Raw genomic sequence first — 12,903 nt, forward strand, 5'->3', positions numbered from 1 at the left:
ATGGGTTGGCTGGATCGCTCGGTGATGGGCGGGTTTGTCGCGTGGAAGGTGCCCTGCAAAAAACGCATAGCAGTAAAACCTTCGCAGTTCCACGTAGTCCCCGGTTGAGTACTTACGACAAAGCGCTGCAGCGCCTTTATAACGGCAGAAGGGTCCATCGGTAACAACACCGAAGCCCAAGTAAGTTTCGTATAGTTTTGACTGAAATCAAGGTCAGAACTCCATCGGCAGCTGAACATCGGCGTATCGTTGCCCGAACCTCGACCAGTGACTGATCGGACGGGGGCGGACAGGATCACCAGATGCAGCAGGACGGATGCAGCAAATGAGCGCGAAATATCCAGGTCTTCCCACGGTCATCAACGGCAACGGCGCCGTTGCCCATGTCATGGGCCACGTATGCGGTGGCGTCATCGGCTACCCGATCACGCCCTCGACCGAAATTTCCGAAATCTATGAGAGCTTCCGCGCCGGCGGCGGCTGCAACGTCTGGGGCCGCCACCCCTTCTTCTACGAGCCGGAAGGCGAGCATTCGGCCCAGTCGGGCGCCCTCGGCGCCGCACTGACCGGCGGCAAGTTCATCTCCAATGCCTCGTCCTCGCAGGGCATCCTCTACGGCCTCGAGTCGCATTATGTGACCGTCGGCAAGAAGGCCGGCGGCTTCGTGCTGCAGGTGGCCGCCCGCGTGGTGTCCAAGCACTCGCTCAACGTCATGGCCGGCCATGACGACGTCTATTCGCTGCTGCCCACCGGCTACACCATCCTGTTCGGTGCCAACCCGCAGGAAGCGGCCGACCTCGCCGCCATTTCCTACAAGGTGTCGGCGCTGTCGCTGGTGCCGGTCGCCAATGCCATGGACGGCTTCGCGACGTCGCACATGCTGTCGGAAGCCAAGATGCCGGAGCCGGCGCTGCTGAAGGAATTCCTCGGCGATCCCACCGGCCGCATCAAGTGCCCGACCGTCGCCCAGGAAATCCTGTTCGGCGCCAAGGGCCGCGCCTATCAGCTGCGCCAGTGGCTTGTCCGCAAGAAGGACGCCTTCGTCGCCGCCGACGCCACCGCGCTCAAGGCCTATCTCGACGCCAATGAGGCCGCCATCGAAGCGGACAACGAGGGCAAGCTGATCGAGGCCGCTGCCAAGTGGGTCCCGGCCGAGTTCAAGGCCCAGTTCAAGCGCCAGTGGCTGAACGCCTGGGAGAAGGGCACCCGTCAGCTCGTTCCGGCGCTGGTCGACATCCACAACCCCGGCCTGACCGGCGGCGTGCAGAACCAGCCCGACTTCCAGTCCGGCGCTGCCGACCATCGCACCCACTTCGTCGTGGACGTGCCGAAGTTCGTCAAGCAGGCGATGGACGAGTACGCCGCTCTTACCGGCCGTCAGTACTCGCCGGTGCAGTGCTACAAGACCGACGACGCTGACTACGTGATGATCGGCCTCGGCTCGGTCACCGACGACGTCGAAGCCGTGGTCGACTATCTCCGCTCGAAGGGCCGCAAGGTCGGCTCCATCGCCATCAAGCTGCTGCAGCCCTTCCCGGCCGCCGAGCTGATCGCCGCCATCGCCGGCAAGAAGGCTGTCACGGTGCTCGAGCGCTCGGACGACACCGCGCTGACCGGTTTCGTCACCCAGGCCCTGTTCAAGGCCCGCGAGAATGCCGACGGCGGTCGCCACGAGGGCATTCCTGCCATCGACAAGCTGCCCAAGGTCACCACGGCCATCTTCGGCCTCGGTGGTCATGACCTGCAGTCGCGCCACATTGTTGCGGCCTTCGACAACATGGAAGCGGCCCGCAACAACCCGTTCGTCTATCTCGGTTCGCAGTTCTTCTCCAAGAACCCGAATGCTCGCATGAGCGAGGTCCAGGCCAAGCTCAAGGCTGCCTATCCGCAGACCGAGTTCATGGCTCTGGAGACGGGCGAGAATCCGCGCCTCCTCCCGGAAGATGCCTTCCGCGTGCGCTTCCACTCGGTGGGCGGCTACGGCACCATCGCCACCGGCAAGCTCCTGACCGATATCCTGGCCGGCGCCCTTGGCCTCTACTCCAAGGCCGCTCCCAAGTACGGCTCGGAGAAGTCCGGCGCGCCCACCAACTACTACATCACCCTGTCGCCGGAGCCGGTGAAGATCACCAATGCCGAGATCGAGGACGTCGAGATCGTCATCTCGCCGGACCACAAGGTCTTCGCGCATTCCAACCCGCTGCGCGGTTTGGCCAAGGGTGGCACGTTCATCCTGCAGACTTCGAAGTCGCCGCTTGAGGCGTGGCTCGACATGCCGGCCTCGGCCCGCAAGACGATCCGCGACCGCGAGATCAAGTTCCTGGTGGTCGATGCCTTCGCCGTCGCCAGCAAGAACGCGCCCTCGCCGGAACTCGCCACCCGCATGATGGGCATCGCCTTCATCGGTGCCCTGTGTGGCCACGAGAAGCGCATCACGGCCGGTGCCGACCGCGCCGCCATCCTGGAGAAGGTGCGTCAGCAGATCTCCAAGAAGTTCGGCGCCAAGGGCGACGCCGTCGTCGCCGGCAACATGGCGGTGATCGCCGAGGGTGCCGAAGCGACCCATGAAGTCCCCTACAACGACGAAACCTTCAAGGCTGCCGAGGCCAATGCCCCGGTGACCCAGGCTCGTTCGGTGGCGATCTCGGCGTCGATCTGCAGCCTCGACACCAACTCGCCGGCTGGCATCTTCGACAACGAGTATTACGAGGACGTGCTGGCCGGTCCGTTCAGGGACGGCACCATCGGCGAGTCGCCGGTTCTGCCGGGCACCGGCATGTTCATGCCGGCCGGTTCCGCCGCCATGAAGGACAAGGGCCTGTTCCGCCGGCAGGTGCCGGTGTTCGACGCCGAGAAGTGCACGGCCTGTCTCGAATGCACGCTGGTCTGCCCCGACGCCGCCATGCCGTCGACGGTGCACGAGATCGACGATCTCGTCGCCACCGCCGCCCGCCAGATCGACGTGTCGGAAGCCCGCCGCGCCGAGATCGTCGCCAAGGCGCCGGTCATCGCCAGCGCCATCCGCGAAGTCTACAAGGCTCAGCCGAAGGCTCGCGCCTTCCATGAGATCTTCGCTCAGGTGGCCCCGGGCATCGCCGCCGGCGATGCGTCGCTCGCCCTCGACTTCGGCAAGATGACGACGGTTCTCGCCAACTTCCCGGTGGCGCGTACCCGCCTGTTCTTCGACCAGGCCGAAAAGAAGGCCCCCGGTTCGGGCGCCCTCTACTCGGTCGGCCTCGACCCGTGGAAGTGCTCGGGCTGTCTCGAATGCACCACCGTCTGCGGTTCCGACGCCCTGGTTCAGACCGAGCAGGACGACGCGCTCCTCGAGACGCTGCAGGCTCGCTTCGAGTTCCTGACCAAGACGGCCAACACGCCGTCGCGCTTCACCGATCAGCTGACCGGTGCCAACGCCAAGCGCCTCGTCCTCGACCGTGACAACTACTATGCCATGACCGGTGGTCACGGCGGTTGCCGCGGCTGTGGCGAAGTGACGGCGCTGCGCCTGATCATGGCGGCGAACAACGCTCTCCAGGGCCGTGCCCGCAAGGAGCATATCGCCGAAGTGGAAGCGCTGGTCGCCAAGGTCGAAGCCAAGCTGTCGACGCTCACCGACGAGGCTCGCGTCGCCCGTCTGACGTCGTCGCTCGAGGCCATCAATCACCACCTATTCCTTCTGGAGAGCGGTCCGACGGGCGAAGGTCCGGCCGCCGCGGTGATTGCCAACTCGACCGGCTGTTCCAGCGTGTACTCCTCGACCTTCCCCTACAACCCCTACCGCGATCCGTGGGTCAACAGCCTGTTCCAGGATGCCCCCGCGCTCGCCAAGGGCATCTACGAGGGTATCGCCGCCGACGTTCTGGTGAACTTCAAGGCCATGCGCGTTGCCGAGCTGGAGCTCGACGACAAGTATGACCCGGCCATCCACGACAAGATGTTCCGCACCTTCGGCTGGGAGCAGTTCACCGAGACCGAGCTCGGCCGCCTGCCGACCGTGTTCTCGATCGGCGGCGACGGTGCCACCTACGACATCGGCTTCGGCGCGCTGTCGCGGTTGCTCTCGACCAAGACGCCGATCAAGGTGATCGTGGTCAACACCGGCGTCTACTCCAACACCGGTGGCCAGGCTTCGACCTCCTCGCTGGTGGGTCAGGACTCCGACCTCGCCCGCTATGGCGCGGCGCATGCCGGCAAGACCGACAACCGCAAGGAACTCGGCCTGATCGCCGCCTTCCACCCGGCGGTGATGGTGGTGCAGACCGCCACGTCCATCCAGGGTCACTTCCTGAAGAACGTCCTCTCCGCCCTGTCGCGGACGACGTCGCCGGCCATCATCGACGTCTACACGCCCTGCCAGGGCGAGCAGGGCATCGGTGACGACGTGTCGAGCGAGCATGCCCGCCTCGCCGTCGAGAGCCGTGTCAGCCCGGTCTACGTCCACAATCCGGACGGTGGCTCGGTGCTGAAGGAGCGCTTCTCGCTGGACGGCAACCCCGACGTCGAGCAGGATTGGACGACCCTCGTCCTGACCTACAAGGACGCCGACGGCAACGAGCAGACGAAGGAAGTGCCGCTCACCCCGGCCCACTTCGCCCACCAGGAAGGCCGCTTCAAGAAGCAGTTCACCGGCAAGCCGCTTGCCGATGACGTCAACAATGCCGTGTCGATCGATGAGTTCATCGACCTCAGCGAAGAAGAGCGGGTCGGCAAGATCCCGTTCATCTGGGAAGTCAAGAAGGGCAAGCTGATCCGCTTCCCGGTGCCGGCCCAGATCGTTCGCCTGGTCGAGGAGCGCCGCCGCTTCTGGCGTACGCTGCAGAACCTCGCCGGTATCGACGCTGCCAAGCTCGACGAGGCCCATCAGGCCGAGCTCGATGCCCTGCAGAGCCGCTACGACGAGGCCGTGGCCGAAATCGAGACGCTGAAGGGCGCCGCGAGCGCAGCCGAGTAATCGGCCTTTAAGTCCAAGATGATCGGGCCGCCGGGTAACCGGCGGCCCTTTTCATTATTGCTATTGTTAGAATTAACATGATCTACGTCGAAGTACGTGGCACCACGAAGATCATGGTTCTTAATATCATATTAGGCCGATTCACCGAATATGGCGAAACCGAGGACCGCATGTCTTCCGTCTTTCTGCCGGCGGTGAAGCAATGGGTCTCGCATTTCCAGAACAAGCCATGTCGCACCCCGCCTTCTCACTGAAAGGCGGGCCCGGATGGCTTCGGTCAAGCCTGCCCGGGAGTCCTCATGCGGAACTTCTTCGCCCGCGTATCGGTACGCTGCTTCACGATCGTCGCCTTCGTCTTGCTCGGACTGGGATTCATGGCCGGCTACGGCCTCTGGCAACTGACCACCGAAATCCGGGCCGGGCGTCTCGATCAGCTGCAGGCCGTCGTCGACAGCGCCGCCTCGATGGTGGCCGCCGAAGCAGCGCGGGTTTCCGCCGGCGAAACGGATGAGATGACGGCCGTAAAGACCGTTGCCGACACCATGTCCAGCATGCGCTTCAACACGTCGGACTATGTTTTCATCATTGACGACACCGGCCTGATGATCGCCCATCCCGATCCGAAGCTCAGAGGCAATGAAACCGCCTACACCCGGAAGGGGCCGGATGGCCGCGCCGTCATCCAGGAAATGGTCGCCCTGGCCCGCAAGGAGGGCGCGGCGTCGATGACCTACGACTGGATCAACGCCAAGACCGGCGTCAGCGAACCGAAGGCGGCCATCGTACGCCATGTCGACGCCTTCGGCGGGGTTACCGTCGCCGCGACCACCGTCGTAGCCGACATCAACGCGCAGATCCGATCCGCCGTGGGGCGTTATCTCGGCCTCGCCGCGCTGCTGACCCTGGCGTTAACGGCGGTGGTCGTCGTCATCGCCCGCTCGATCAGCCGGCCGATCGCCCGCGTCCAGACCGCCCTCAAAGCCGTGGGAGACGGCGACTATCGCTTCGTGATCGATACCTCCGCCCATGGCGAACTGGGCGACATGGCGCGGACGCTGTCTTCCCTGCGCGACAGCCTGTTGCGTGGCGAGGAGGATCGTGCCGCCGGCGAGCGCCTGCGCGAGGACATCCAAGCTCAGATGACCGCCAACCGGCTCATCCTTGCCGAGGATTTCGAGAAATCGATCGGCGAGATGACCCGCGCCTTCGTCGCCTCGTCTGACAGCCTGCTCGGTTCGGCCCGGCAGCTCTCGACTGCCGCCGATGCCGGCATCGCCAATGCCCGCACGGTGGCGGAAGCTGCCGACGAATCGGTGCGCAACGTCGAGACCGTGGCGGCCGCCACGACAGAACTCGCAATGTCGGTCGAGGAGATCGCCAGACAGGTTGCCGAATCCAACAAGGTCGTAGGCCTCGCCGCCGAAGAGGCCACCCGCACCGAAGTCGACATCAATGCTTTGTCGGACTCGGCCGCAAAGATCGGCGAGGTGGTGGCCCTGATCAACTCGATCGCCGAGCAAACCAATCTGCTGGCGCTCAACGCCACCATCGAAGCGGCGCGGGCCGGCGAAGCCGGCAAGGGATTTGCGGTGGTGGCGAGCGAAGTGAAGCAGCTCGCCTCGCAGACCGCCCGGGCGACCGAGGACATTTCTGCCCGCGTCGCCGGCATTCAGAAGGCGACCGGCGACACCGTGCAGTCGATCGGCCGTATCGTCGAAACCATCGACTCCATCCGAAACATATCCGCGGCGATCGCCGGGGCCGTCGAAGAACAGAGCGTCACCACACAGGAAATCGCCGGCAATACCAAACTCGCCGCCGACGGGTCGGCGACTGTGACGCAAAGCATTCACGCGCTCTCGGGCAATGTCGGCACCACCGCCGAAGCGTCGCGGACCCTGGAAACGCTCTCGGGCGACCTCGCCGGGCGCTCAGAGCGGCTGAAGCAGGATGTTGCCGGCTTCATCGCCATGCTGAAATCCGCCTGACCCTTCGCGCAACAAACGGAAAGGGCGCCCGACGAGGCGCCCTTTTTCGTTGACCTTGCGGTTGATGGAAGATCAGCCGACGAAAGCGCGTTCGACGACGAAGGTATTGGGCGCGTTGTTGGCGCCCTCGACCAGCCCGAAATGCTCCAGGCGGTCCTTGGTGTCCTTGATCATCGCCATGGAGCCGCAGATCATCGCCCGGTCCGTTGCCGGATCGAACGGTGGGACGCCGAGATCGGAGAATAGCTTGCCGGAATCGATGAGGTCGGTGATGCGGCCCTGGCGCGGATAGGGTTCACGCGTCGCGGAATCGTAGAGACGCAGCTTGCCGGCCGCCAGTTCGCCGAGGAACTCGTGGTTGGCCACTTCGTCGTAGAGCTCACGGGCATAGGCGAGTTCGGCCACTTCGCGACAGGTCTGGACGAGGATGACCTCGTCGAACTTCTCGTAGACGTCGGGATCGCGGATGAGGCTGGCAAAAGGTGCGACGCCGGTGCCGGTCGACAGCAGATAGAGCCGCTTGCCGGGCAGCAGCGCGTCGATGACCAGCGTTCCCGTCGGCTTCTTGCGCATCAGGATGGTGTCGCCGATCTTGACCTTCTGCAGATACTCGGTGAGCGGACCGCCCGGCACCTTGATCGAGAAGAACTCGAGTTCGTCGTCCCAGGCGGGGCTCGCCACCGAATAGGCGCGAAACACCGGCCGCTCGGCGTTGGGCAGGCCGATCATCACGAACTCGCCGGAGCGGAAACGGAAGCTGGCCGGACGCGTGGTGCGGAAGCGGAACAGCCGGTCGGTGTAGTGGCGAACCTCGGTCACCGTCTCGGCAAAGACGTTGTCGGGAATGGGGAAGGCCTGGGCGCCCTCGGCGCTGGTCGCAACGGTCGACGTGTAGGCGTTCAAGGTTGACTTCCTCTGCCTGTGCATGTCCGGCCGCGGCCAACGCGGGTCCGCAAGGGCGGACCGTGGCCACGTGCGTGGGTGATAGCACCCGCTCCCTTCCTAGATGAAGCAAACGAGTTGCAAATTCCAGTCATTCCAGGGAAAAAACCGCCGGTAATGCTGCATGGCAGGATTGCAGGGGCAGCGGCGCGGACTGGCAAAGAGACGTCACGCGCGGATGCGCTCGCCCGTCAGCGAAGCGCGGCGGCACCAGTCCGCGAAGGGCGGGCAGGCTTTGCGACAGCCTCCGAGGTCTCAGCCGGGCGCGACAGGCCGACGCGCACGGTGAGCGCAGCGAAGGCGGCCAGCTCAAAGGCGGTGACGGCCAGAACGACCGAGAGGGCGATCTTCCAAGCAGGCAAAGCCAGCGCGAAGGCGGCTCCGCCGGCGCCGCAGGCCACGACCGCCGCGAGCAGGATGAGCGGGACAAGGCGCGCACGTACACCAGCGACGAACCCCATCAGCCCCGACATCGCGACAATGAACAACATGGCCATACTCCGGACAAACCCTGACATCCGGACTATGGCAGGTCGCGATTAGGACCCGCTTACAAAAATCCCTCAATTTTGATTGAATTCGACGCGAAGTCTCATCACGAACCGGAGGGTGCGTGGAGGCCGGCCAGCCGGTCCAGCGCGGCGCGCGGATCGAGACGGCCGTCGTAGAGCGCCCGGCCGGTGATGGCGCCATCGAGGATCGCCATATCCGGCTGGCTGAGCGCCTCGATGTCGTCCATCGAGGCAAGACCACCGGAGGCGATCACCGGGATCGACACCGCCCGGGCGAGCTCCAGCGTCGCAGGAAGGTTCAGTCCCTTCAGCACGCCGTCGCGATCGATGTCCGTGTAGACGATGGCGGCGACGCCGGCATCCTCGAAGCGGCGGGCCAGTTCTGTGGCTGTAAGCTCGGCGCTTTCCGCCCAGCCCTCGACGGCCACCTTGCCGCCCCTGGCGTCGATGCCGACGACAACGCAGCCGGGAAACGCCTTCGCCGCGGCCTTGACCAGGTCCGGCTCACGCAGGGCCACCGTGCCGAGAATGACGCGGGAAATGCCCTTGCCAAGCCACGCCTCGATGGCCGCCAAATCGCGAATGCCACCACCGAGCTGGACGCGCATCCCGGGCGCGACGACCGCGAGGATCGCGTCGACTGCCGCGCCGTTGACCGAGCGCCCGGCAAAGGCGCCATTGAGATCGACGACATGCAGCCAGGGGAAGCCGATGTCACGGAAGGCGCGCGCCTGGGCGGCCGGGTCGGCGTTGTAGACGGTGGCCTCGTTCATGTCGCCCAGCTTGAGCCGGACGCAGGCGCCGTCCTTGAGATCGATGGCGGGATAGAGAATCACGGGCGCCACCTCAGGAAGTTGGCAATGAGGCCGAGGCCGAGCGCCTGGCTCTTCTCGGGATGAAACTGGGTGCCGGCGATGTTGTCGCGACCGACCATGGCGGTGACCGGTCCGCCGTAGTCGGCGACGGCGATGAGGGCGCCGGCTTCGCGTAGCGTCATGTGATAGCTATGAACGAAATAGGCGTGCAGCCCGTTCTCGCCGGTCGGCAATCCCTCGAGAAGAGGGTGGGGGCGGACGAGATCGATGGTGTTCCAACCCATGTGCGGCACCTTGAGGGTCGGGTCTGTCGGCTTGATGACCTGGACGTCGCCATCGATCCAGCCGAGGCCGTCGGTCACCGTCTTTTCGAGACCGCGCCGCGCCATCAGCTGCATGCCGACGCAGATGCCGAGGAAGGGCCGCCCCTTCTCGATGACCGTCTCCGTCAGCGCCTCGATCATGCCGGGCACCGCCGCGAGCCCCGCCTTGCAGTCGGCAAAGGCGCCGACGCCAGGCAGCACGATGCGGTCGGCAAGGCGAACGGCTTGAGGATCGGAGGTGACGACGATCGTGTCGCCGCCGGCGTCGTGGGCGGCGCGCTCAAAAGCCTTGGCCGCCGATCTCAGATTGCCGGATCCATAATCGATGATGGCGACAGTCATGGCCGCGCTCCGCTTTCGGGAAAGAGGCCGAGAACGCCCGACGGGACGCTTCTCGCAGGATGCAGGACGGGCGGGACCGACGACGGTAAAGCCGGCTGCGGCCGGACGAACCAAGCGTCGAAGAAGCGCCGCTCGGCCGCCTCGCGGCTTTGTCCTTCGATGACGCCGACTTCCCGGAAACCGCGCAGTCCCAGCGTCAGGCGGCGGACATCGTTGGCGACGACCCCGGTGGCGATCGCCAGAATAATCTCGAAGCCGCTGGCCGTGACGGGCCCGAGCCATCCCTCGGTGACGGTGATCAAGACGGCCAGCGCGATCCAGCCGACGAGGCCCAGCCATTCGCGGTGCCACAGGAACCACAACGGCCCCAATAGCAAAGCCCAGACGGCGAAACCGTCGCGCACGAAGACGGCACGGTCGGCGGCGATTTCCGGGGCAACCTTGCCCGGCACATGAACGCTGAACATGGCTATCAACGCCTCCGTCAGGCTTCGAGCACACCCTTAGTGGACGGCACACGGCCGGCCTGGGCCGGATCGACGGCTACTGCGAGCCGCAAGGCCCGCGCCAGCGCCTTGAAGCAGCTCTCGGCGATATGATGATCGTTCGAGCCATAGAAGGTCTCGACATGCAGCGTCAGGCCAGCCTGCATGGCGAAGGCGCGAAACCACTCCTCGACGAGCTGGGTGTCGAAGCTGCCGATCTTCGCCGCATGGAAAGCGGTGCGGAAGACGAGGTGCGGGCGGCCGGAGATATCGACCACGACACGCGACAGCGCCTCGTCGAGCGGCAGCGTCACGTCCGCATAGCGGGTGATGCCGGCCTTGTCACCAAGCGCCTTGCGGAAGCACTGGCCGAGCGCGATGCCGACGTCTTCGACGGTATGGTGATCGTCGATGTGAAGGTCGCCCTTCGCCTTGATTTCGAGATCGATCAGGCCGTGGCGTGCAATCTGCGTCAGCATGTGGTCGAAGAAGCCCACGCCTGTGGAGATGTCGGCGTCGCCGCGGCCATCGAGGTCGAGGCGGATGGCAATCTCGGTTTCGCGGGTCGAGCGGCTGAGGCTGGCCGTGCGCATGGCTCGCTGTCACTCCTACGGCGGGAATATCCGGCTTCTATCAGGGGTGCGGAGAAATGGAAACGCCAAATGACTCGCGCTCCGGCGGCACAAGCCGGTCGGCTGCCCAGCGGGCGGCGTCGGCCACCACCGGGTCGGGATCGCCGAGAAGCGGCGCCAGTGCCGGGGCGAGGGTCGGGTCATCAGAGTTGCCGATGGCGATCGCGACGTTGCGGACGAATCGGTTGCGGCCGATGCGCTTGACCGGCGAGCCGGCAAACAGCACCCGGAAGGCGGCGTCATCAAGCGCCGCGAGGGCCGCGAGCGACGGCGCCGTCAGATCCGGCCGGGCCTGAAGCTTCATCTCGGCCGCCGCGCTGGCGAACTTGTTCCAGGGGCAGACGGCCAGGCAATCGTCGCAGCCGTAGATGCGGTTGCCCATCAGCGGCCTCAGCGCCTCCGGAATCGGGCCGGCGTGCTCGATGGTGAGATAGGAGATGCAGCGACGCGCGTCGATCTGGTAGGGCGCGGGGAAGGCCCCAGTCGGACAGGCATCGAGACAGCGGCGACAGGCGCCGCAGCGGTCAGCGGCCGACTCGTCCGGCGGCAGATCGGCGGCGGACAGAATGACGCCGAGGAACAGCCAGGAGCCGAAATCGCGCGAGACGAGGTTGGTATGCTTGCCCTGCCAGCCGACGCCGGCCAGCGCGGCGAGCGGCTTTTCCATCAATGGGGCTGTATCGACGAAAACCTTGACGTCGGCGCCGGTTTCGCGTGCCAAGAGACTGGCTACTTCCTTGAGACGCCCCTTGATGACCTCGTGATAGTCGCGATGACGCGCATAGACGGAAATGTTGCCGATATCGGGCTTGGCAAGGTTCTCAAGCGGATCGCGGTCCGGCCCGTAGTTCAGGGCGAGCACGACGGCGGAACGAGCCTCGGGCCACAGCACGCGCGGGTCGGCCCGCCGGTCGAGCGTTTCCTCCATCCAGGCCATGGAGCCATGCCGTCCGAGATCGACGAAGGCGCGCAAGCGCCGCGCGGCCTCGCCGAGCCGGTCGACCGGCGCGATGCCGATCGCCGAAAAGCCGAGGTCGTGGGCACGGGCTTGCCAGCTCACGGCATCCGTCCCCCGGAGATAGGCTCAGAAATCGAGATCGGTATAGATGGGCGCCGCCGGAAGGCCAGGGAGGCGGTCCGCCAGCAGGGTGCGGAAGGTCGGGCGAGACTTGATCCGGGCATACCAATATTTGGCATTGAGATCCTCGTCCCAGGGAACGTCGCCGACATAGTCCACCACCGACAGTTCGGCGGCGGCGGCAAGGTCGGCGAAGGTGAGCTGCTCGCCGGACAGCCAGTTGCGCGAGCCGGCCAGCCAGCCGACGTAGTGAAGATGATGCTTGATGTTGACGCGGGCAACCCTCAGCACCTGATTGTCGGGCGAGCCGCCCCCCAGTTCCCGCGGCAGTTCCAGCTTCATGATCTTCTCGTGCTGGAAATAATGCACCGCCTCGTCGTGGGTCTTGTGCAGGAACCAGTCGACAAGGCGGCGCATTTCGGCCCGTGCCTCGGGATGATTCGGCATCAGGCGACGGTCGCCCAGCGCGTAGCCGCGCGTCTCGTCGACATACTCCATGATCGGGCCGGCGCCGACGATCGGCGGACCATCATTCTCCACAAGGACCGGTACGCTTCCGGCCGGATTGAGCTCGAGGAACTCCGGCCGTCGCTCCCAGCTTTTCTCGACGATGAGCTCCACCTTGGCGTCGTGTTCGGCCAGCATCAGCCGCACGAAGCGAGAGGTGGTGGAAAAGGGATGATGGTAAAGCTTGAGCATCGTGAACCCGGATCGCCGGCCAAGCCGGCGTCAAGACAGAAGGACGACAGGAATCGCCGGGGATATCCCCAACCGCACCACGCCTCTCCGAACCGGAATGGCGGGGAACCGTGAGACTGGCCTATAGAGCCGACGC

At 65.3% G+C, this 12,903-nt stretch carries 10 protein-coding genes; 2 read left to right on the forward strand and 8 right to left on the reverse strand.

The genetic code is table 11. The features are described from left to right. Positions 1-325 precede the first annotated feature (325 nt). Together CXZ10_RS13615 and CXZ10_RS13620 are read left to right on the forward strand one after the other, a co-directional pair. Entirely contained in the window at positions 326-4,951 is a 4,626-nt protein-coding gene (locus CXZ10_RS13615) for a 2-oxoacid:acceptor oxidoreductase family protein (protein ID WP_101289896.1), read from the forward strand. 299 nt (positions 4,952-5,250) lie between these two features. Then, positions 5,251-6,939, forward strand: a complete 1,689-nt coding sequence (locus CXZ10_RS13620; protein WP_101289897.1) for a methyl-accepting chemotaxis protein — start codon at positions 5,251-5,253, stop codon at positions 6,937-6,939. 72 nt (positions 6,940-7,011) lie between these two features. Here CXZ10_RS13620 and CXZ10_RS13625 read toward each other — a convergent pair whose 3' ends face one another. From CXZ10_RS13625 to CXZ10_RS13660, 8 genes are all read right to left on the reverse strand, one after another. Beyond that, on the reverse strand, positions 7,012-7,866 hold the full coding sequence (locus CXZ10_RS13625) for a ferredoxin--NADP reductase (RefSeq protein ID WP_101289898.1): 855 nt from the start codon (positions 7,864-7,866) through the stop codon (positions 7,012-7,014). Between the two features lie 206 nt (positions 7,867-8,072). Next, the gene (locus CXZ10_RS13630) at positions 8,073-8,372 is read right to left on the reverse strand and encodes a hypothetical protein (RefSeq protein ID WP_101289899.1); all 300 of its coding nucleotides are present in this window, start codon (positions 8,370-8,372) and stop codon (positions 8,073-8,075) included. Between the two features lie 104 nt (positions 8,373-8,476). Beyond that, a complete protein-coding gene (gene hisA, locus CXZ10_RS13635; protein WP_101289900.1) occupies positions 8,477-9,229 on the reverse strand; it encodes a 1-(5-phosphoribosyl)-5-[(5-phosphoribosylamino)methylideneamino]imidazole-4-carboxamide isomerase in 753 nt (250 codons plus the stop codon). Next, positions 9,226-9,873, reverse strand: coding sequence for an imidazole glycerol phosphate synthase subunit HisH (gene hisH, locus CXZ10_RS13640; protein WP_101289901.1), 648 nt, complete (start codon positions 9,871-9,873; stop codon positions 9,226-9,228). Before hisH ends, hisA begins: the two co-directional genes overlap by 4 nt. After that, positions 9,870-10,340 (reverse strand): DUF2628 domain-containing protein, encoded by a 471-nt coding sequence (locus CXZ10_RS13645; protein ID WP_101289902.1) that lies wholly within the window; start codon positions 10,338-10,340, stop codon positions 9,870-9,872. Before CXZ10_RS13645 ends, hisH begins: the two co-directional genes overlap by 4 nt. A 17-nt stretch (positions 10,341-10,357) precedes the next feature. Continuing rightward, entirely contained in the window at positions 10,358-10,951 is a 594-nt protein-coding gene (gene hisB, locus CXZ10_RS13650) for an imidazoleglycerol-phosphate dehydratase HisB (RefSeq protein WP_101289903.1), read from the reverse strand. Positions 10,952-10,991: 40 nt separating this feature from the next. Beyond that, positions 10,992-12,050 carry a tRNA epoxyqueuosine(34) reductase QueG gene (queG, locus tag CXZ10_RS13655; protein ID WP_101289904.1) on the reverse strand — a complete coding sequence of 353 codons (1,059 nt, stop codon included), beginning with the start codon at positions 12,048-12,050 and terminating at the stop codon, positions 10,992-10,994. Positions 12,051-12,074: 24 nt separating this feature from the next. After that, positions 12,075-12,767, reverse strand: coding sequence for a glutathione S-transferase family protein (locus tag CXZ10_RS13660; protein WP_101289905.1), 693 nt, complete (start codon positions 12,765-12,767; stop codon positions 12,075-12,077). Positions 12,768-12,903 lie beyond the last annotated feature (136 nt).

Source organism: Pleomorphomonas diazotrophica, assembly GCF_002844595.1.
GTDB classification, from domain to species: domain Bacteria; phylum Pseudomonadota; class Alphaproteobacteria; order Rhizobiales; family Pleomorphomonadaceae; genus Pleomorphomonas; species Pleomorphomonas diazotrophica.

Bases quoted from the DNA above. Each gene is read 5' to 3' on its own strand.
- CXZ10_RS13645 (WP_101289902.1), bottom strand. From the start codon at position 10,340: ATGTTCAGCGTTCATGTGCCGGGCAAGGTTGCCCCGGAAATCGCCGCC.
- hisB (WP_101289903.1), bottom strand. From the start codon at position 10,951: ATGCGCACGGCCAGCCTCAGCCGCTCGACCCGCGAAACCGAGATTGCC.
- CXZ10_RS13660 (WP_101289905.1), bottom strand. From the start codon at position 12,767: ATGCTCAAGCTTTACCATCATCCCTTTTCCACCACCTCTCGCTTCGTG.
- CXZ10_RS13630 (WP_101289899.1), bottom strand. From the start codon at position 8,372: ATGTTGTTCATTGTCGCGATGTCGGGGCTGATGGGGTTCGTCGCTGGT.
- CXZ10_RS13615 (WP_101289896.1), top strand. From the start codon at position 326: ATGAGCGCGAAATATCCAGGTCTTCCCACGGTCATCAACGGCAACGGC.
- CXZ10_RS13620 (WP_101289897.1), top strand. From the start codon at position 5,251: ATGCGGAACTTCTTCGCCCGCGTATCGGTACGCTGCTTCACGATCGTC.
- CXZ10_RS13625 (WP_101289898.1), bottom strand. From the start codon at position 7,866: ATGCACAGGCAGAGGAAGTCAACCTTGAACGCCTACACGTCGACCGTT.
- hisH (WP_101289901.1), bottom strand. From the start codon at position 9,873: ATGACTGTCGCCATCATCGATTATGGATCCGGCAATCTGAGATCGGCG.